General features: G+C 70.6%; 17 protein-coding genes. 15 read left to right on the top strand and 2 right to left on the bottom strand.

Annotated elements, in window-relative coordinates; genetic code table 11:
• Positions 1 to 10: 10 nt before the first annotated feature.
• On the bottom strand, positions 11 to 1678 hold the full coding sequence (locus tag ACFYW8_RS18200; protein WP_389075689.1) for a hypothetical protein: 1668 nt from the start codon (positions 1676 to 1678) through the stop codon (positions 11 to 13).
• A gap of 182 nt (positions 1679 to 1860) precedes the next feature.
• Positions 1861 to 4056: an elongation factor G-like protein EF-G2 gene (locus ACFYW8_RS18195; RefSeq protein WP_389075687.1), complete on the bottom strand. Its 2196-nt coding sequence runs from the start codon at positions 4054 to 4056 to the stop codon at positions 1861 to 1863.
• 245 nt (positions 4057 to 4301) lie between these two features.
• Between ACFYW8_RS18195 and pgsA the strand changes: the two genes are divergently transcribed.
• The 15 genes from pgsA to ACFYW8_RS18120 all read left to right on the top strand — a co-directional run bounded on the left by pgsA (position 4302) and on the right by ACFYW8_RS18120 (position 20489).
• Positions 4302 to 5024 (top strand): phosphatidylinositol phosphate synthase, encoded by a 723-nt coding sequence (gene pgsA, locus ACFYW8_RS18190; protein WP_365879444.1) that lies wholly within the window; start codon positions 4302 to 4304, stop codon positions 5022 to 5024.
• On the top strand, positions 5021 to 5971 hold the full coding sequence (locus ACFYW8_RS18185) for a phosphatidylinositol mannoside acyltransferase (protein WP_389075683.1): 951 nt from the start codon (positions 5021 to 5023) through the stop codon (positions 5969 to 5971). The genes pgsA and ACFYW8_RS18185 overlap by 4 nt, the downstream gene beginning before the upstream one ends.
• Positions 5968 to 7128, top strand: a complete 1161-nt coding sequence (locus ACFYW8_RS18180) for a glycosyltransferase family 4 protein (RefSeq protein WP_365879354.1) — start codon at positions 5968 to 5970, stop codon at positions 7126 to 7128. Before ACFYW8_RS18185 ends, ACFYW8_RS18180 begins: the two co-directional genes overlap by 4 nt.
• 773 nt (positions 7129 to 7901) lie before the next feature.
• Positions 7902 to 8447: a hypothetical protein gene (locus ACFYW8_RS18175; protein WP_365879356.1), complete on the top strand. Its 546-nt coding sequence runs from the start codon at positions 7902 to 7904 to the stop codon at positions 8445 to 8447.
• Between the two features lie 196 nt (positions 8448 to 8643).
• Complete coding sequence (gene pdxS, locus ACFYW8_RS18170; RefSeq protein ID WP_389076213.1) at positions 8644 to 9492, top strand: pyridoxal 5'-phosphate synthase lyase subunit PdxS; 849 nt, start codon at positions 8644 to 8646, stop codon at positions 9490 to 9492.
• A gap of 4 nt (positions 9493 to 9496) precedes the next feature.
• Positions 9497 to 10102, top strand: a complete 606-nt coding sequence (gene pdxT, locus ACFYW8_RS18165; protein WP_389075677.1) for a pyridoxal 5'-phosphate synthase glutaminase subunit PdxT — start codon at positions 9497 to 9499, stop codon at positions 10100 to 10102.
• Positions 10103 to 10179: 77 nt separating this feature from the next.
• The gene (locus tag ACFYW8_RS18160) at positions 10180 to 10932 is read left to right on the top strand and encodes a YebC/PmpR family DNA-binding transcriptional regulator (protein WP_365879362.1); all 753 of its coding nucleotides are present in this window, start codon (positions 10180 to 10182) and stop codon (positions 10930 to 10932) included.
• A 133-nt stretch (positions 10933 to 11065) separates the two neighbouring features.
• Complete coding sequence (gene ruvC / locus ACFYW8_RS18155) at positions 11066 to 11662, top strand: crossover junction endodeoxyribonuclease RuvC (protein WP_365879364.1); 597 nt, start codon at positions 11066 to 11068, stop codon at positions 11660 to 11662.
• Positions 11659 to 12270 (top strand): Holliday junction branch migration protein RuvA, encoded by a 612-nt coding sequence (ruvA, locus tag ACFYW8_RS18150; protein WP_389075668.1) that lies wholly within the window; start codon positions 11659 to 11661, stop codon positions 12268 to 12270. Before ruvC ends, ruvA begins: the two co-directional genes overlap by 4 nt.
• 97 nt (positions 12271 to 12367) lie before the next feature.
• The gene (gene ruvB, locus ACFYW8_RS18145; protein WP_365879368.1) at positions 12368 to 13462 is read left to right on the top strand and encodes a Holliday junction branch migration DNA helicase RuvB; all 1095 of its coding nucleotides are present in this window, start codon (positions 12368 to 12370) and stop codon (positions 13460 to 13462) included.
• 164 nt (positions 13463 to 13626) lie between these two features.
• Complete coding sequence (yajC, locus tag ACFYW8_RS18140) at positions 13627 to 14148, top strand: preprotein translocase subunit YajC (protein ID WP_389075660.1); 522 nt, start codon at positions 13627 to 13629, stop codon at positions 14146 to 14148.
• A gap of 141 nt (positions 14149 to 14289) precedes the next feature.
• Entirely contained in the window at positions 14290 to 16041 is a 1752-nt protein-coding gene (secD, locus tag ACFYW8_RS18135; RefSeq protein ID WP_389075656.1) for a protein translocase subunit SecD, read from the top strand.
• A 1-nt stretch (position 16042) separates the two neighbouring features.
• Positions 16043 to 17158 (top strand): protein translocase subunit SecF, encoded by a 1116-nt coding sequence (gene secF / locus ACFYW8_RS18130; protein WP_365879374.1) that lies wholly within the window; start codon positions 16043 to 16045, stop codon positions 17156 to 17158.
• Positions 17155 to 17694 (top strand): adenine phosphoribosyltransferase, encoded by a 540-nt coding sequence (locus ACFYW8_RS18125; RefSeq protein ID WP_365879377.1) that lies wholly within the window; start codon positions 17155 to 17157, stop codon positions 17692 to 17694. The genes secF and ACFYW8_RS18125 overlap by 4 nt, the downstream gene beginning before the upstream one ends.
• A 230-nt stretch (positions 17695 to 17924) precedes the next feature.
• Positions 17925 to 20489: a RelA/SpoT family protein gene (locus ACFYW8_RS18120; RefSeq protein WP_389075645.1), complete on the top strand. Its 2565-nt coding sequence runs from the start codon at positions 17925 to 17927 to the stop codon at positions 20487 to 20489.
• Positions 20490 to 20517: the final 28 nt, after the last annotated feature.

Below are 20517 nucleotides of genomic sequence, written 5' to 3'. Positions count from 1 at the left end.
CGCCGCGCGTCTACGCGTCGTACAGGTCGGCCTTGCGCGGCGAGGCGTCCTGCACCGACGTGCTGAGGAAGGCCGAGCGGTTGCCGAACTTCTCCGTGTCGACGCCGTTCTCATCGAGGACCTTGAGCGCCGCCGTGTGCACCACGCGCAGCACGGGTGTCGCGGCCCGCAGCGCGTCGTCCGCCATGAAGCGGTGCCGCCAAGGCTGATCGGCCCAGGCGTGCCGCAGTCCGAAGGGCTCGGGCAGGGCCAGACTCCCGCCGAGCCAGTTCAGCAGCGGCGGATACCAGGTGAGGGGCGCCCGTGCGGCGAGCCGCACGACCTCGTCCGCGGTGACCAGCGGGAGACTGACCTTGCGGGTCTCCCAGAACTTGACGGCCTTCGCGACCTCCTTGGTCGGGGCCTCCGGCTTGCTGGTGAAGAGCGGGTTCACCGGCCCCAGCGCGTGCCCGGTCACCTCGATGCGCAGCGTCTGGTGCAGCACGGTCACCGTGATCATCATGGTGATGATCAACTGGCCGTCCCAGAGCGTCCACTGGACCCCGAGATAGTGCCGGTCGCCGCTGCCGAACTGCTGCTTGTTGCAGATGTCCTGCACGGCGTGCGTCTTGATCGTGTAGGCGTCGACGTCCGTGCCGCCCGGCCGGGACACTTCCTTCGCGTTCTCGCCGATCGGTGTGACGATCCAGTGCTTTATCGAAGGCGCCGGAAAACCACCGGTGTTGAGCGGGCCGCGCTCCAGCATGCGCAACTGGTCGTGGATGTTGCGGATGACGTCCCAGCTGCGGAACGGGTGGATCTCCTTCTTCGCGTCCCGCGCCACCAGGTCCTCGGCCAGCTGCCAGCTGCCCCACCGGGTGCCCATGCCGAGTATGCCCTTGGGGCCCGCGTAGAAGACCGAGTTGGACTGCTGTTCCGCGGTGAGCCGGGCGAGCGCCTGCCGCAGCCGCTCCGCCGCCGTCTCACCGGGGCTGCCGGGGACCGCCTCGGGAATCTTGGCGCCGATTCCGCCGCCCGACAGCAGGTTGTCCCAGCGCGCCCGCAGATCCCTGGCGGTGCGCTCGCAGATCTGCTTCGCCCACAGCCAGCCGACGACGGGCAGGACCACCGAGGCGCGCGCGTACCAGGCCCAGAAGCCCGTGAACGGCATACGGACGAGGAAGAGGACGGCCAGCGCGCCGACGGCGACCAGGAGTGTGGTGCCGAGCGCGGAACCGCGCTTGTCCGCGCGCTTGGCGATCTGCGTACGGATCTGGAAGACGAGCAGCCACACCAGCAGTCCGGGCAGGAACAGTATTCCGCACAGCACCATGACGGCCGACAGCCAGTTGTCGCGCTCCCGGCGGATGTTGGTCGCCGCGAGACAGTGCTCCACGATGACCTGCGGCTCGGTTCCGAAGGACTGGATGAGCGGTTTGCGGCCCGCCCCCAGCATGCGGGCCGTGACGGCCCCCGCGAAGGCCTCGCCGAGGTTCGGCGCGAACAGCTTCATCCGCCCGGCCTTGACCGTGGACTGGTGCCATTCGTTGTCGGCCTTGAGGATCTCCTCCACCGGACTGTCGCGGTACGCCGCCGAGGCCAGGGCGAAGGTCGCCGCAGTCTGCCCCGCGGTGCCCGTGAGCGGCACCTGCGCCCCGGGAGTGAAATCGAAACCGTCGAACGCCACTTCCGCCCCCATCGCCGCCGCACCCGCTCCTGCGGCTTTCCCGACTTCGGTGTCCCGCACACCTGTTGATCAGGTCTTCGTCTTGATCAGGTTCTCAGAGTATCGGCCGGGGCCGACATTCGTCGGCGGACGGCGGAAGCCGCCCACCGACGAATGAAGCCCCGAGCGAAGTCCCCTGTGGATTCCCCCGACTTTCAGGTGCCCGGGGCCTGTTCGCGCAGCCGCTCGGCGACCTGCTGAGGCATGGGCTCGTGCCGCGCGTAACGCCGGTCGAAGCGCGCGGTGCCGTGGGAGACGGACCGCAGGTCCACGGCGTACCGCCCGATCTCGATCTCCGGCACCTCGGCCCGGACGAGCGTGCGTCCGTTGCCCGACTGCTCGGTGCCGACGACCCGGCCGCGCCGTCCCGACAGGTCGCTCATCACCGCGCCCACGTAGTCGTCGCCGACCAGGACGGTCACCTCGGCCACCGGCTCCAGGAGATGGATCCTGGTGTCGCGGGCCGCCTCGCGCAGCGCGAGCGCGCCCGCCGTCTGGAAGGCGGCGTCGGAGGAGTCCACCGAGTGCGCCTTGCCGTCGAGCAGCGTGACCCGTACGTCGATGAGCGGATAGCCCGCTGCCACGCCCTTGGCGGCCTGGGCGCGCACCCCCTTCTCGACGGACGGGATGAACTGCCGGGGCACGGCGCCGCCGACGACCTTGTCGACGAACTCGATGCCCGAACCGCCGGGCAGCGGTTCGACCTCGATCTCGCAGATCGCGAACTGGCCGTGCCCGCCGGACTGCTTCACATGGCGGCCGCGCCCGGTGGAGGCGTCGGCGAACGTCTCCCGCAGGGAGACCTTGTGCGGGACCACGTCGACCTGCACGCCGTACCGGTTGCGCAGCCGTTCCAGGGCGACGTCCGCGTGCGCCTCGCCCAGGCACCACAGGACGACCTGATGGGTGTTCGGATTCTGCTCCAGGCGCATCGTGGGGTCCTCGGCCACCAGCCGGCCGAGCCCCTGCGAGAGCTTGTCCTCGTCCGCCTTGCTGTGCGCCTCGATGGCGAGCGGGAGCAGCGGGTCGGGCATCTGCCAGGGTTCCATGAGCAGCGGGTCGCCCTTGGCCGAAAGGGTGTCGCCCGTCTCGGCGCGGTTCAGTTTCGCGACACAGGCGAGGTCGCCCGCGATGCAGTGCGTGAGGGCGCGCTGCTGTTTGCCGAAGGGGCCGGACAGGGCGCCGATCCGCTCGTCGACGTCGTGGTCCTCGTGTCCGCGGTCGGTCAGCCCGTGCCCCGAGACATGCACCGTCTCATCGGGGCGCAGGGTTCCGGAGAAGACCCGGACCAGGGAGATGCGCCCGACGTACGGGTCGGACGCGGTCTTGACGACCTCCGCGACCAGCGGCCCGTCCGGGTCGCAGGCCTTCACCTCGCGCGCGGCGCCGTCCGGCGTGGTCACCGTGGGAGCCGGGCGCTCCAGGGGGGTGGGGAAACCGCCGGTGATCAGTTCGAGGAGCTCGACCGTGCCGAGCCCCTGCCGGGCTCCGTCGGCGGCCGGCGCCGCGGCCAGCACGGGGAAGAAACTCCCTCGTGCCACGGCCCGTTCCAGGTCCTGCACGAGTGTCTTGAGGTCGATCTCCTCGCCGCCGAGATAGCGGTCCATGAGGGTCTCGTCCTCGCTCTCGGCGATGATCCCCTCGATCAGCCGGTTGCGGGCCGCCTCGATGAGCGGTTGCTGCTCGGGTCCCGGCTCCGCCTCCTTGCGCTCCCCCGAGGAGTAGTCGAACAGCTGCCGGGTGAGCAGTCCGATCAGGCCGGTCACGGGCGCGTGCCCGTCCGGTGCCTCGGCGCCGTGCAGCGGCAGGTACAGCGGAAGTACGGCGTCGGGGTCGTCCCCGCCGAACGCCTCCGCGCAGGTGCGGGTCATCCCCTCGAAGTCCGACCGGGCCGATTCGAGGTGGGTGACGACGATGGCCCGGGGCATGCCGACGGCCGCGCACTCCTCCCACAGCATCCGGGTCGAGCCGTCCACCCCGTCCGAGGCCGAGACGACGAAAAGGGCCGCGTCCGCCGCTCGCAGACCGGCCCTCAGTTCCCCGACGAAATCGGCGTACCCGGGTGTGTCCAGAATGTTGATCTTGTATCCGTCCCAGTCGACGGGTACCAGGGAGAGCTGCACCGAACGCTGCTGCCGGTGCTCGATCTCGTCGTAGTCGGAGACGGTGCCGCCGTCCTCCACGCGGCCCGCCCGGTTCACTGCTCCCGCCGTCAGAGCGAGAGCCTCCACCAATGTCGTCTTGCCCGATCCGCTGTGGCCGACCAGCACCACATTCCGTACGGACGCGGGGTGGTCGGCCGCCGTAGCCCTGCCGGCGGCTCCGGTGTGTGTGTTCGCCTTGTCGCCCATGGCCTTGCCTCCCGTGCACGGTGAGGTCTCTGTGGGCGCGGGACATACCGAGGCCTTCCCCAGACTCCGTCCGGGGGCACCCCCAGTGGTGGCGGCTCCGGTGACGCCCGCGGTGTCTTCGAGCTTTGCACTCGCGTCATGGTGCGTCCATACGGTGGACGCGATCGCGCCGTGACACCAGCGGCATCGGGTCGTGACACGGGGTGCGGGTGCCCGACCATCGCACAAGCGCACGCGTGGCTACGATGGGCCAGCCGACGGCCAGCAGGGGCCGTCCGGCGACACCGACCCTCGGGAAGGCCATGCTGAACAAGTACGCGCGTGCATTCTTCACGCGTGTCCTCACACCGTTCGCCGCGTTTCTCATCCGCCGGGGGGTAAGCCCCGACACGGTCACCCTCCTGGGCACGGCCGGAGTCATGGCGGGCGCGCTGGTCTTCTACCCCCAGGGAGAGTTCTTCTGGGGAACGATCGTCATCACGCTCTTCGTGTTCTCGGACCTGGTCGACGGGAACATGGCGCGCCAGCTCGGCCGCTCCAGCCGCTGGGGCGCCTTCCTGGACTCCACGCTCGACCGGGTCGCCGACGGCGCGATCTTCGGCGGCTTCGCGCTCTGGTACGCGGGCAACGGCGACGACAACGTGCTGTGCGCCGTCTCGATCTTCTGCCTCGCCAGCGGCCAGGTGGTGTCGTACACCAAGGCCCGCGGCGAGTCGATCGGTCTGCCGGTCGCGGTCAACGGTCTCGTCGAGCGCGCCGAGCGGCTGGTGATCTCCCTGGTCGCGGCCGGTCTGGCCGGCCTGCACACCTTCGGCGTGCCCGGCATCCAGGTGCTGCTGCCCATCGCGCTGTGGATCGTCGCCGTCGGCAGCCTCGTGACGCTGATCCAGCGGGTCGTCACCGTCCGCCGGGAAGCCGCCGAGGCCGACGCCGCGGAAGCCGCCCAGAACAGTGAGGCCACCTCGTGACCAGCCTCCGGGACAGGCTGGTCGACGGGGCCTACGCGCTCGGCTGGAGCACCGTCAAGAAGCTCCCCGAACCGGTCGCCGTTCGCCTCGGCCGCACGATCGCCGACATCGCGTGGAAGAAGCGCGGCAAGGGGATCCAGCGCCTGGAGAGCAACTACGCGCGCGTGGTGCCGGACGCGACACCCGAGCGGCTCGCCGAGCTCTCCAGGGCCGGCATGCGCTCGTACCTGCGCTACTGGATGGAGTCGTTCCGGCTTCCCGCGTGGAGCGAGGAGCGGGTGCGGAACGGGTTCGAGATCGAGGACGTGCACCGCCTCACCGACGGGATCGCCTCGGACCGGGGCCTCATTCTGGCGCTGCCGCACATGGCGAACTGGGACCTCGCGGGCGCCTGGGTCACCACCGGTCTGAAGACGCCGTTCACGACCGTCGCCGAGCGCCTCAGGCCCGAATCGCTGTACGACCGTTTCGTCGCCTACCGCGAGGGCCTCGGTATGGAGGTCCTGCCGCACAGCGGGGGTGCCGCGTTCGCCACGCTGGCCCGGCGGCTGCGTGACGGCGGACTGATCTGCCTGGTCGCCGAACGGGACCTGTCCGCTTCGGGCGTCGAGGTGGAGTTCTTCGGGGAGGCGACCCGGATGCCCGCGGGGCCGGCCCTGCTGGCCCAGCAGACCGGTGCCATCCTCCTGCCCGTGACCCTCTGGTACGACGACTCGCCCGTCATGCGGGGCCGGGTGCATCCGCCCGTCGAGGTCCCCGAGTCAGGTACCCGTGCCGAGAAGACGTCTGTCATGACACAGGCGCTGGCCGACGCCTTCGCCAGCGGCATCGCCGACCACCCGGAGGACTGGCACATGTTGCAGCGTTTGTGGCTCAAGGACCTCGACCCCGGGAAGGCTCCCCAGGAGGAGCCGAGTGCGCAGGACTCCGAGAAGAGGACCCCGTGAGGATCGGCATCGTCTGCCCGTACTCCTGGGACGTCCCGGGCGGCGTCCAGTTCCACATCCGCGACCTGGCCGAGCACCTCATCGGCCTGGGGCACGAGGTCTCCGTCCTCGCCCCCGCGGACGACGACACCCCCCTGCCGCCGTACGTCGTCTCGGCCGGCCGTGCGGTCCCGGTGCCGTACAACGGCTCGGTGGCCCGGCTGAACTTCGGCTTCCTGTCGGCGGCCAGGGTACGGCGCTGGCTGCACGACGGCACCTTCGACGTGATCCACATCCACGAGCCGACCTCGCCGTCGCTCGGCCTGCTCGCGTGCTGGGCCGCGCAAGGGCCCATCGTCGCCACCTTCCACACCTCCAACCCGCGCTCCCGGGCGATGGTCGCCGCGTACTCCATCCTCCAGGCCGCCCTGGAGAAGATCAGCGCGCGGATCGCCGTGAGCGAGTACGCCCGGCGCACCCTCGTCGAACACCTCGGCGGTGACGCGGTCGTCATCCCGAACGGCGTCGACGTCGACTTCTTCGCCCGCGCCAAGCCCAAGCCCGAGTGGCAGGGCGACACCATCGGCTTCATCGGCCGTATCGACGAGCCGCGCAAGGGCCTGCCGGTGCTCATGAAGGCCCTGCCGAAGATCCTGGCCGAGCGCCCGCAGACGCGACTGCTGGTCGCCGGACGCGGCGACGAGAAGGAGGCCGTGGAGTCGCTGCCCGCCGAGATGCGCTCACGCGTCGAGTTCCTCGGCATGATCAGCGACGAGGACAAGGCCCGCTTCCTGCGCAGCGTCGACCTCTACGTCGCGCCCAACACGGGCGGTGAGAGCTTCGGGATCATCCTGGTCGAGGCGATGTCCGCCGGAGCGCCGGTGCTCGCCGCCGATCTCGACGCGTTCGCCCAGGTACTCGACCAGGGCTCCGCGGGTGAGCTGTTCGCCAACGAGGACGCGGACGCCCTGGCCACGGCCGCGGTGCGCCTGCTCGCCGACCCGGAGCGCCGGGCCGGACTGCGCGAGCGGGGGAGCGCCCACGTGCGTCGCTTCGACTGGTCGACGGTCGGCGCGGACATTCTCTCCGTGTACGAGACCGTCACGGACGGCGCGGCCGCGGTGGCCACGGACGAACGCACAGGACTCCGCGCCCGCTTCGGCCTGGCCCGGGACTGAACGAGTCCGTACCCGCCCGGACTCGGCAGCCCCCGCACCGAACTCCCGGGTGGCGAAGGACCGTTCGTCCTGGCGCGGCCCGGCACCCGGCACCCGGTAGAACCAGGGCCCTCGCGCCCGGGCAGGCCGGTCCTGCTCGCGCCGGGAAGGGTCCGGCCCACCGGTCCGGCCCCCGCACGGAACTCCCGGACCGGCCCCCGCACAGAGCTCCCAGCCCCCCGCACCGAGCTCCCGGACTGGCCCCGCACCGAGCTCCCGGACTGCCCCCGCACCGAGCTCCCGGACTGGCCCCGCACCGAGCTGCCGGACTGCCCCCGCACCGAGCTCCCGGGCGGGGCGCGCGGCGCTGCGGAGCCGCAACCTCCGCGCGGGCAGGCCGGTCCGCTCCCGGGACGGGACACCGACGGTCCCCCGAGCCGAGAACGGCCTGAACCCGACCGTCCGGTACGCGCGGGACGGGCCGCTGCTCCGCGGACCCCGCCGTCCCTCGCGTCACACGGCATGGTCCGCCCATCCGGGTGTGTGCGGTGCCGTCCGCGGATCCCCGGACCCGAGCGACGGGGTGCGGCGGCCCGTACTCCGGCGCCCCGCCCCACGCGGCGGACACCACGCGGCGGACACCGAGCGGCGGACCTCGCGTCGTGGCCCCGCCGGGAACCCGTCCGACTCCTCGCCCCGACAGGGCGGCCCACCTGACGCACGGGACCTGAGGGGCCCGCACGGCGTACGGGACCTGAAGGGCCCGCGCGCCCACACGGGTAGCCTTGCCGCCCGTGACCGCAACCCTCATCTGGATCCTCGTCGGCCTCGTCGCGATCGGCCTCTACCTGAGCTGGACCGCCGGGCGTCTCGACCGGCTGCACGCTCGCATCGACGCCGCCCGTGCCGCCCTCGACGCGCAGCTGCTGCGCCGGGCCTCCGTGACCCAGGAGCTGGCCACCTCCGGAGTCCTCGACCCTGCCGCCTCGATCGTGCTCTACGAAGCGGCACACGCTGCGCGGCAGGCCGAGGAGGAGCAGCGCGAGGTCGCCGAGAGCGAGCTGAGCCAGGCCCTGCGGGCGGTGTTCGGGGAGACCCAGCAGGTCGAGGCGGTCCGCCAGGTGCCCGGTGGCGAGGAGGCGGCCGGCGAGCTGGCCCAGGCCGTGCGCCGGGTGCCGATGGCGCGGCGCTTCCACAACGACGCCGTACGCGCCGCCCGCGCCCTGCGCCGCCACCGCAAGGTCCGTTGGTTCCGCCTCGCGGGCCACGCCTCGTTCCCGATGGCCTTCGAGATGGACGACGAGCCCCCGACGGCCCTGGCGGACCGCCCGACGACCTGAACCGCGGGGGTGTCCGGGAACGAAAACGATCCACCGCCTCCCCATTGGCCCTTGCAGTGGCCTGGTCGCCTCGCGTTTCCTCGAAGAGCTCAAATCCTCTTTCCCCGAGTGAGGTCATCCCGTGTCCAGCACGCTCTCCAACTCCGCCCAGCCCGCTGAGAACTCCGCGATCGGCACCGCCCGCGTCAAGCGCGGCATGGCCGAGCAGCTCAAGGGCGGCGTGATCATGGACGTGGTCAACGCCGAGCAGGCGAAGATCGCCGAGGATGCCGGCGCCGTGGCCGTCATGGCCCTGGAGCGGGTGCCCGCCGACATCCGCAAGGACGGCGGCGTCGCCCGGATGTCGGACCCGAACATGATCGAGGAGATCATCGAAGCGGTCTCCATCCCGGTGATGGCCAAGTCCCGCATCGGCCACTTCGTCGAGGCCCAGGTCCTGCAGTCCCTCGGCGTCGACTACATCGACGAGTCCGAGGTCCTCACCCCGGCCGACGAGGTCAACCACTCCGACAAGTGGGCGTTCACCACCCCCTTCGTCTGCGGCGCCACCAACCTGGGCGAGGCCCTGCGCCGGATCGCCGAGGGCGCGGCCATGATCCGCTCCAAGGGTGAGGCCGGCACCGGCAACGTCGTCGAGGCCGTCCGCCACCTGCGCCAGATCAAGAACGAGATCGCCAGGCTGCGCGGTTTCGACAACAACGAGCTGTACGCCGCCGCCAAGGAGCTGCGCGCCCCGTACGAGATCGTCAAGGAGGTCGCCGAGCTCGGCAAGCTCCCGGTCGTCCTGTTCTCCGCCGGTGGTGTCGCCACCCCCGCCGACGCCGCCCTCATGCGTCAGCTCGGTGCCGAGGGCGTCTTCGTCGGCTCCGGCATCTTCAAGTCCGGTGACCCGGCCAAGCGCGCCGCCGCCATCGTGAAGGCCACCACCTTCTACGACGACCCGAAGATCATCGCGGACGCGTCCCGCAACCTCGGCGAGGCCATGGTCGGCATCAACTGCGACACCCTCCCCGAGACCGAGCGCTACGCCAACCGCGGCTGGTAGTCACATGAGCACTCCTGTGATCGGTGTCCTGGCTCTCCAGGGCGACGTACGGGAACACCTCATCGCCCTGGCCGCGGCGGACGCCGTGGCCAGGCCGGTGCGGCGCCCCGAGGAGATCGCGGAGGTGGACGGTCTGGTCATCCCGGGCGGCGAGTCCACCACCATCTCCAAACTGGCCGTCCTCTTCGGAGTGATGGAGCCCCTGCGCGCGCGTGTGCGGGACGGCATGCCCGTCTACGGCACCTGCGCCGGCATGATCATGCTCGCCGACAAGATCCTCGACCCGCGCTCGGGCCAGGAGACGATCGGCGGCATCGACATGATCGTGCGCCGCAACGCCTTCGGACGGCAGAACGAGTCCTTCGAGGCGGCGGTCGACGTCCGGGGCGTCGAGGGCGATCCTGTGGAGGGCGTCTTCATCCGCGCCCCCTGGGTCGAGTCCGTGGGTGCCGAGGCCGAGGTGCTCGCCGAGCACGGCGGCCACATCGTCGCGGTGCGCCAGGGGAACGCGCTGGCCACGTCGTTCCACCCGGAACTGACGGGCGACCACCGCGTGCACGGTTTGTTCGTCGAGATGGTGCGGGCGAACCGGACACCGGCGTCCTTGTAGGATCTGTGGGGTCTTCCCAGGCTCGCGATGCCTGGGGGAGTCCGGTACAGGTTGGGTTACGCGAAGGAGACAGGCAGATGTCCGGCCACTCTAAATGGGCTACGACGAAGCACAAGAAGGCCGTGATCGACGCCAAGCGCGGCAAGCTCTTCGCGAAGATGATCAAGAACATCGAGGTCGCGGCCCGGACCGGTGGCGCCGACGTGTCCGGCAACCCGACGCTGTTCGACGCCATCCAGAAGGCCAAGAAGAGCTCGGTCCCGAACAAGAACATCGACTCCGCGGTCAAGCGCGGCGCCGGTCTCGAAGCCGGTGGCGCCGACTACGAGACGATCATGTACGAGGGTTACGGCCCGAACGGTGTCGCCGTGCTCATCGAGTGCCTCACCGACAACCGCAACCGCGCCGCCTCCGACGTGCGCGTCGCCATGACCCGCAACGGCGGGAACATGGCCGACCCCGGCTCCGTCTCGTACCTCTTCAACCGCAAGGGCGTCATCGTCGTTCCCAAGGGTGAGCTGACCGAGGACGACGTCCTCGGTGCCGTCCTCGAGGCGGGCGCCGAGGAGGTCAACGACCTCGGTGAGAGCTTCGAGGTCCTCTCCGAGGCCACCGACCTGGTCGCGGTGCGCACCGCGCTCCAGGAGGCCGGCATCGACTACGACTCCGCCGACGCCAACTTCGTCCCGACCATGCAGGTCGAGCTCGACGAGGAGGGCGCCCGGAAGATCTTCAAGCTGATCGACGCCCTGGAGGACAGCGACGACGTCCAGAACGTCTTCGCCAACTTCGACGTCAGCGACGAGGTCATGGAGAAGGTCGACGCCTGATCCAGGGCTTGCACCGAGCGACGGGCCGACGGGACACACCCGTCGGCCCGTCGCTCTGTCAGTGGCACCCGATAGCCTGCACGAACTGGGGATACCTCCCAGGAGTGGCCAGGGAGATCGAAGGAGAGCTCGGTTGCGGGTGCTGGGTGTTGACCCCGGGTTGACCCGGTGCGGTGTCGGGGTGGTCGAAGGAGTCGCCGGCCGGCCCCTGACCATGCGCGGCGTCGGAGTCGTGCGTACCCCCGCGGACGCCGAGCTGGGCCTGCGCCTGGTCGCCATCGAGCAGGGCATCGAGCGGTGGCTCGACGAGTACGAGCCCGAATGCGTCGCCGTGGAGCGGGTGTTCAGCCAGCACAACGTCCGGACCGTGATGGGCACCGCCCAGGCCAGTGCCGTGGCCATGCTCTGCGCGGCCCGGCGCGGCATCCCCGTCGCCCTGCACACCCCGAGCGAGGTCAAGGCCGCCGTCACCGGCAACGGACGTGCCGACAAGGCCCAGGTCGGCGCGATGGTCACCCGCCTGCTCCGGCTCGCCGAGCCCCCCAAGCCGGCGGACGCGGCGGACGCCCTCGCGCTCGCCATCTGTCACATCTGGCGCGCCCCCGCCCAGAGCAGACTCCAGCAGGCCGCAGCGCGGATCGGCCCCGACCGGGCCGTAGCGCAGAACAGATTCCAGCAGGCCGCGGCCGCGCACGCCTCGCACCAAGCATCGAAAGGCCGTACCGCATGATCGCCTTCGTCAGCGGCCCGGTCGCCGCCCTCGCCCCCGACTCAGCGGTGGTCGAGGTCGGCGGCATCGGCATCGCCGTCCAGTGCACGCCGGGCACGCTCGCCGGGCTCCGCACCGGACAGCAGGCCAGACTCGCCACCTCCCTCGTCGTCCGCGAGGACTCGCTCACGCTCTACGGCTTCGCCGACGACGACGAGCGCCAGGTCTTCGAGCTGCTCCAGACCGCGAGCGGAGTCGGCCCGCGCCTCGCCCAGGCGATGCTGGCCGTGCACACCCCGGACGCCCTGCGCCGTGCCGTGTCCAGTGGGGACGAGAAGGCGCTGATCGCCGTCCCCGGCATCGGCAAGAAGGGCGCCCAGAAGCTGCTGCTCGACCTCAAGGACCGGCTCGGCGAGCCTCTCGGCACCGGCGGCCAGGCCATCGGCACGGCGGTCACGACCGGCTGGCGCGACCAGCTGCACGCCGCGCTCGTCGGCCTCGGGTACGCGACCCGGGAGGCCGACGAGGCGGTCTCCGCCGTCGCCCCGCAGGCCGAGGCCGCAGAGGGAACCCCGCAGGTCGGGCAGCTCCTCAGGGCCGCCCTGCAGACCCTGAACCGAGCACGCTGAACGGCCCCGGCCCCCGGGCCGGGCGCGCGCCCCGGTGCGGCCCGCGCCCGCCGCACCGCCGACCGCCCCATCACCACGAGACCGCGAGGCACCACCGATGAACTGGGACGACACGAGAGACGAAGCCGCCGACGAGCGGCTCGTCGGCGCCGCCGCGGAGCGGTTGGTCGGATCGGTCGCCGACGGCGAGGACCAGGCCGTCGAGGCCGCCCTGCGCCCCAAGGACCTGGACGAGTTCATCGGCCAGGAGAAGGTCCGTGAGCAGCTCGACCTGGTCCTGCGCGCCGCCCGCGCGCGGGGTGCCACCGCCGACCATGTGCTGCTCTCCGGCGCTCCCGGGCTCGGCAAGACCACCCTCTCCATGATCATCGCGGCCGAGATGGGCGCCCCCATCCGGATCACCAGCGGCCCCGCCATCCAGCACGCCGGAGACCTCGCCGCGATCCTCTCCTCGCTCCAGGAGGGCGAGGTCCTGTTCCTCGACGAGATCCACCGCATGTCCCGGCCCGCCGAGGAGATGCTCTACATGGCGATGGAGGACTTCCGCGTCGACGTCATCGTCGGCAAGGGCCCCGGCGCCACCGCCATCCCGTTGGAGCTGCCCCCGTTCACGCTGGTCGGCGCCACCACGCGCGCGGGACTGCTGCCGCCGCCGCTGCGCGACCGTTTCGGGTTCACCGCGCACATGGAGTTCTACGAGCCCGCCGAGCTGGAGCGCGTCATCCACCGCTCCGCCGGACTCCTCGACGTCGAGATCGACACCGAGGGCGCCGCGGAGATCGCCGGCCGCTCCCGCGGCACGCCCCGCATCGCCAACCGCCTGCTGCGCCGCGTACGCGACTACGCGCAGGTCAGAGCGGACGGGATCGTCACCCGGGAGATCGCCGGTGCGGCACTGAAGGTCTACGAGGTCGACGCCCGGGGACTGGACCGTCTCGACCGCGGTGTCCTCGAAGCCCTGATCAAGCTGTTCGGCGGCGGCCCTGTCGGATTGTCCACACTTGCTGTCGCTGTGGGGGAGGAGCGTGAGACGGTGGAGGAGGTCGCCGAGCCCTTCCTCGTACGGGAGGGACTCCTCGCCCGCACTCCCCGTGGCCGGGTGGCGACACCAGCGGCATGGGCACATCTCGGCCTCACGCCACCCCGCCGGTCAGCAGGCGGAAACGGACAAGAAGACCTGTTCGGGGCGTGAGGGCGTGGGCGCGTACCGGGGCAGGAACCCCGGTGCCATGCTGAGCGTTGTTCCCTGAGTGCGGACTCGCTTAGACTCCGCCGATGCCGCCCTTGTCGACGGCATACATACCCCCATCCAGCAGGCCGCTCACCTGGTGCGGTCGAAGAAGGAAGTCCCGACCCGTGAGTCCCTACACCCTTCTCCCCTTCATCGTGCTCATCGGGGCCATGTTCCTGATGACCCGATCGGCCAAGAAGAAGCAGCAGCAGGCGGCTTCCATGCGCAACGAGCTGCAGCCCGGCTCCGGCGTGCGCACGATCGGTGGTATGTACGCCACTGTCAAGGAGGTCAACGACGACACGGTCCTCCTCGACGCGGCCCCGGGTGTTGACCTGCTCTTCGCGAAGAACGCGATCGGTGCCGTCCTCACGGACGACGAGTACAACCGCATCGTCCACGGCATCGAGCACGACCTGAAGGCCGACGGCACGGTCGTGCCCGATGACGCCTCCTCCCTCACCGAGACCGACGAGCCCGCCGCCGACGCCTCTTCCGACGCCTCCGACGACAAGCCCCTCGACCTCGGCAAGAAGGACGCGGCGGACAAGCCGGCCGACGAGGTCGTCGAGGCGAAGGCCGACAAGGCCGTGGACGTCGACGAAGCAGAGCCGAAGAAGACCGACGGCGAGGCCGACGCGAAGTAGTCACGACCCGGGAGCGCGGCGCGATCCGCTCGCGCCCAGTACCTCCCGGGACGTGCTGTTCTCGCACGGAGTCCCGACACCATGGCATGGCCGTTCACGCGCTCACCCGGCGCAGGGCGGCCCGAGAGGGAGTACGAGAAGGTGGCAGCACCGAAGAAGGGCCGGAGCGCGAGCGCCCAGAGCAGGCCGGGGCGCTCGCTGGCCCTGATCCTGATCGCCATCGCGGCGCTCACCGGGGGGATGTTCGCCTCCGGGCACACCACTCCGCGTCTCGGCATCGATCTCGCCGGCGGCACGAGCATCACGCTCACGGCGAAGAACGAGCCGGGCCAGCCCAACGCGATCAACAAGACCAACATGAACACCGCGGTCGACATCATGAACCGCCGTGTCAACGGTCTCGGCGTCTCCGAGGCCGAGGTTCAGACCCAGGGATCCGACAACATCATTGTCAACATCCCCAAGGGCACGAACTCCAAGCAGGCCCGCGACCAGGTCGGCACCACCGCCAAGCTCTACTTCCGTCCCGTGATCGCCACGGAGGTCACCGCGGGCGCAGCGTCGGCCAGCCCGTCGCCGAGTGCCTCCAGCAGTGCCTCCGGCAAGTCCACGGACAAGGCGACCCCGTCCTCCTCGTCCTCCGTGACGCCGTCGGCCTCCGCCACCACCCAGGGCCGCGTCGTCACCGACGCGCTGAAGGCGGGCTCCTCGCCGTCGGCGAGCAGCACCCCGAGCTCCTCGGCCTCCTCCAGCGCCGCCCCCTCGGCCAGCGCCAGCGTGGACCCCGCGACCGCGAAGCTGCAGTCCGAGTACGCCGCGCTCGACTGCTCCGACAAGGCCGCCCGCGCCAAGGCCGGTGTCGGTGCCAAGGAGACCGAGCCGACCGTGGCCTGTGGCAACTCCTCGGGCCAGTGGCAGAAGTACGTGCTCGGCCCGGCCGCGGTGTCCGGCACGGACATCAGCAAGGCCGCCGCTGTCTTCGACACGCAGAACGCCTCGGGCTGGAAGGTCACCATGGACTTCACGTCCGGTGGCTCCAAGAAGTTCGCCGACATCACCGGCAAGCTCGCCCAGAACCAGCGCCCGCAGAACCAGTTCGCCGTCGTCCTCGACGGTGACGTCGTCTCCGACCCGTCCGTCGGCCAGAAGCTGAGCGGCTCCGCGGAGATCTCCGGAAGCTTCACGCAGACCGAGGCCCAGGACCTGGCCAACATGCTGAAGTACGGCGCGCTGCCGCTCACCTTCAAGGAGTCCAGCGTCACCACGGTGACCGCCGCGCTCGGTGGAGAGCAGCTGCACGCCGGACTGATCGCCGGCGCCATCGGCCTCGCCCTGGTCATCGTCTACCTGGTGCTCTACTACCGCGGCCTGTCGGCCATCGCCATCGCCTCCCTGGGCGTCTCCGCGATCCTCACCTACGTGCTCATGGCACTGCTCGGCCCGGCCATCGGCTTCGCGCTGAACCTGCCGGCCGTGTGTGGCGCGATCGTCGCGATCGGTATCACGGCGGACTCGTTCATCGTCTTCTTCGAACGCATCCGGGACGAGATCCGCGAGGGCCGCTCCCTTCGGCCCGCAGTCGAGCGCGCCTGGCCGCGTGCCCGGCGCACCATCCTGGTCTCCGACTTCGTGTCGTTCCTCGCCGCCGCGGTGCTCTTCATCGTCACCGTCGGAAAGGTCCAGGGCTTCGCGTTCACCCTCGGTCTGACCACCGTGCTCGACGTCGTCGTCGTGTTCTTCTTCACCAAGCCGCTGATGACGCTCATGGCCCGCAGGAAGTTCTTCGCGGAGGGCCACAGCTGGTCCGGCCTCGACCCGAAGCGACTGGGCGCCAAGCCGCCGCTGCGCCGCACCCGTCGCGCGTCCGCCCCCGTCGACACGAAGGAGGCGTGAGATGTCGAAACTCGGCACCCTCGGCGCCCGGCTCCACCGCGGCGAGATCGGCTACGACTTCGTCGGCAAGCGCAAGATCTGGTACGGCATCTCGATCCTGATCACCATCACGGCCATCCTCGGCCTGACGGTGCGCGGCCTGAACATGGGCATCGAGTTCCAGGGCGGTGCCGTCTTCACCACCGGCAAGTCCAGTGTCTCGGTGAGTCAGGCGGAGACCTTCGCGCGCGACGCCTCCGGCCACGACGCGGTCGTCCAGAAGCTCGGCAACGGCGGCCTGCGCGTCCAGATCGCCGGTATCGACACCGACAAGTCGGACGCGATCAAGGACAAGCTCGCCGCGGACCTGAAGGTCGACTCCGAGCAGATCAACGCCGACCTGGTCGGCCCCAGCTGGGGTGACCAGATCGCCAACAAGGCCTGGGAGGGCCTGGCGATCTTCATGGTCCTGGTCGTGATCTACCTGGCCATCGCCTTCGAGTGGCGCATGGCGATCGCCGCGCTGGTCGCCCTGATCCACGACATCACCATCACGGTCGGCATCTACGCCCTGGTCGGCTTCGAGGTCACCCCGGGCACCGTGATCGGTCTGCTCACGATCCTCGGTTACTCGCTCTACGACACGGTGGTCGTCTTCGACAGCCTCAAGGAGCAGACCAAGGACATCACCAAGCAGACCCGCTGGACGTACAGCGACGTCGCCGACCGCTCGATCAACAGCACCCTGGTGCGTTCGATCAACACCACGGTGGTCGCGCTGCTGCCGGTCGCAGGCCTGCTGTTCATCGGTGGCGGCGTCCTCGGCGCGGGCACGCTCAACGACATCTCGCTGTCGCTGTTCGTCGGCCTCGCGGCCGGCGCGTACTCCTCGATCTTCATCGCCACGCCGCTCGTCGCCGACCTCAAGGAGCGCGAGCCGCAGATGAAGGCCCTGCGCAAGCGGGTCCTCGCCAAGCGGGCCCAGGCGGCCGCCCAGGGCGAGTCCCTGGAGCCGCGGGTCACCGAGCCGTACGCGGACGACGAGTCGGATGACGTCACGCCGGCGGTCGTCGGTCCCCGCAACCAGCCGGCGTCCCGCACCCGCGGCCGCGGCCGGCCCTCGGGGAAGCGCCGATGACGGGCATCGAAGAGCTGCTGTTCAGCCGTATCCGTGACGTGGCCGACTACCCGGAGCCGGGGGTGATGTTCAAGGACATCACCCCGCTCCTGGCCGACCCGGCCGCGTTCGGAGCGCTGACCGGCGCCCTGGCGGACATCGCCGTGCGCAACGGAGCCACCAAGATCGTCGGCCTGGAGGCCCGGGGCTTCATCCTCGGAGCGCCGGTCGCCGTCCGGGCGGGGCTCGGCTTCATCCCCGTGCGCAAGGCGGGCAAGCTCCCCGGAGCGACCCTGTCGCAGGCGTACGACCTGGAGTACGGCTCCGCCGAGATCGAGGTGCACGCCGAGGACCTGAGCGCGGCCGACCGCGTGCTGGTCGTCGACGACGTCCTCGCCACCGGCGGCACCGCCGAGGCCTCGCTCCAGCTCATCCGCCGGGCGGGCGCCGAGGTCGCCGGCGTCGCCGTGCTGATGGAGCTCGGCTTCCTGGGCGGCCGCGGCCGTCTGGAGCCGGCTCTGGCCGGCGCTCCCCTGCAGGCGCTCCTCACGATCTGAGGTCCGTCCGCGCACCACCCGGGGGACAGCCCCGGTAGAGGCCCCCGAAAGGCCTGGGACACCCGTAGGACACCGTGGAGGCGGGCCCGGAGGAATCCGGCGCCCGCCTCTGGCGTTCCCTCTGTACGAGGCCGCCCCCGGCGGCCGACAGCGAGTCCGGCGCGAAGGATCGCTACCATGGGGTTTCCGGAGCCTGACCGGGGGACCCGGATCGCGCACGAGGAGCCCTCTTGCCAGACGAGGCCCAGCCACTCGCCCCCAGCGCGGAACGCCTGGGGCGAACCGCCTCCACCCAGCCCGAGCCCGCCCCGGGCCCGGCGGGGACGCCCGCACGGAACGTCGCGAGCGGGCCCGTCGAGCACGCCCAGGCCGCGCCCGAGGACACGGCGGCCGAGCAGCCACGTCCCAAGCCGGCCTCGCCCGAGCGCCCGGCGACCACCCCGGCGGTCCGTCCCGCGGCAGGTCAGCCCTCGCGCTCCGGCGGCTCCTCCAACCGCGTCCGCGCCCGGCTCGCCCGCCTCGGCGTCCAGCGCTCGAACCCGTACAACCCGGTTCTGGAACCGCTGCTGCGGATAGTGCGCAGCAACGACCCCAAGATCGAGACGGCGACGCTCCGGCAGATCGAGAAGGCGTACCAGGTCGCCGAGCGCTGGCACCGCGGCCAGAAGCGCAAGAGCGGCGACCCGTACATCACGCACCCGCTCGCCGTCACCACCATCCTCGCCGAGCTGGGCATGGACCCGGCGACGCTCATGGCCGGCCTCCTGCACGACACGGTCGAGGACACCGAGTACGGCCTCGACACCCTGCGCCGCGACTTCGGAGACCAGGTCGGGCTGCTCGTCGACGGCGTCACCAAGCTGGACAAGGTCAAGTTCGGCGAGGCCGCCCAGGCCGAGACCGTGCGCAAGATGGTCGTGGCGATGGCCAAGGACCCCCGCGTCCTGGTCATCAAGCTCGCCGACCGCCTGCACAACATGCGCACCATGCGCTATCTCAAGCGCGAGAAGCAGGAGAAGAAGGCGCGCGAGACCCTGGAGATCTACGCGCCGCTCGCCCACCGCCTGGGCATGAACACCATCAAGTGGGAGCTGGAGGACCTCGCCTTCGCGATCCTCTACCCCAAGATGTACGACGAGATCGTACGGCTGGTCGCCGAGCGCGCCCCCAAGCGCGACGAGTACCTCGCCATAGTGACCGACGAGGTCCAGTCGGACCTGCGCGCGGCCCGCATCAAGGCGACCGTCACCGGCCGCCCGAAGCACTACTACAGCGTCTACCAGAAGATGATCGTCCGCGGCCGTGACTTCGCGGAGATCTACGACCTGGTGGGCATCCGCGTCCTCGTGGACACCGTCCGCGACTGCTACGCGGCGCTCGGCACCGTGCACGCGCGATGGAACCCGGTCCCCGGCCGGTTCAAGGACTACATCGCGATGCCGAAGTTCAACATGTACCAGTCGCTGCACACGACGGTCATCGGCCCCAACGGCAAGCCCGTCGAACTCCAGATCCGTACGTTCGACATGCACCGCCGGGCCGAGTACGGCATCGCCGCGCACTGGAAGTACAAGCAGGAGACCGTCGCCGGGTCCTCCAAGATCCGCACCGACGTGCCCCGGGCGGCCAAGGGCAGCGCGGGCCAGGACACCGTCAACGACATGGCGTGGCTGCGCCAGTTGCTCGACTGGCAGAAGGAGACCGAGGACCCCAGCGAGTTCCTTGAGTCCCTGCGCTTCGACCTGTCGCGCAACGAGGTCTTCGTCTTCACGCCGAAGGGCGACGTGATAGCGCTTCCGGCCGGCGCCACGCCGGTGGACTTCGCGTACGCGGTCCACACGGAGGTCGGCCACCGGACCATAGGGGCACGGGTCAACGGCCGGCTCGTACCGCTCGAATCCACCCTGGACAACGGCGACCTGGTGGAGGTCTTCACCTCCAAGGCGGCCGGCGCGGGTCCCTCCCGCGACTGGCTGGGCTTCGTGAAGTCGCCGCGCGCCCGCAACAAGATCCGCGCCTGGTTCTCCAAGGAACGCCGCGACGAGGCGATCGAGCACGGCAAGGACGCCATCGCCCGCGCGATGCGCAAACAGAACCTGCCGATCCAGCGCATCCTCACCGGCGACTCCCTGGTCACCCTCGCGCACGAGATGCGCTACCCCGACATCTCGTCCCTGTACGCGGCGATCGGCGAGGGGCACGTCACCGCCCAGAGCGTCGTCCAGAAGCTCGTCCAGGCCCTCGGCGGCGAGGAGGCGGCCACCGAGGAGATCGACGAGTCCGTACCGCCCGCGCGGGGCCGCGGCCGCAAGCGGCGCAGCAACAACGACCCCGGTGTGGTCGTCAAGGGCGTAGACGACGTGTGGGTCAAGCTCGCCCGGTGCTGTACGCCGGTGCCTGGTGACCCGATCATCGGTTTCGTCACCCGCGGAAGCGGCGTATCTGTCCACCGCAGCGACTGCGTCAACGTCGACTCGCTCTCGCGTGAGCCCGAGCGCATCCTGGAGGTCGAGTGGGCGCCCACCCAGTCCTCGGTCTTCCTGGTCGCCATACAGGTCGAGGCCCTGGACCGGTCCCGGCTCCTGTCGGACGTCACCCGCGTCCTGTCCGACCAGCACGTCAACATCCTGTCCGCGGCCGTCCAGACCTCACGCGACCGTGTCGCCACGTCCCGCTTCACCTTCGAGATGGGCGACCCCAAGCACCTGGGACACGTCCTGAAGGCCGTACGCGGCGTGGAGGGCGTCTATGACGTGTACCGCGTGACATCGGCCCGCAGGCCCTCCGAGGCCTGACACCCGCCGTCTGCCCGGCAACAGCCGG

This window comes from Streptomyces sp. NPDC002742 (assembly GCF_042888885.1).
Classification (GTDB): Bacteria; Actinomycetota; Actinomycetes; order Streptomycetales; family Streptomycetaceae; genus Streptomyces.
This window is presented reverse-complemented; position numbering and strand designations above follow the sequence as displayed.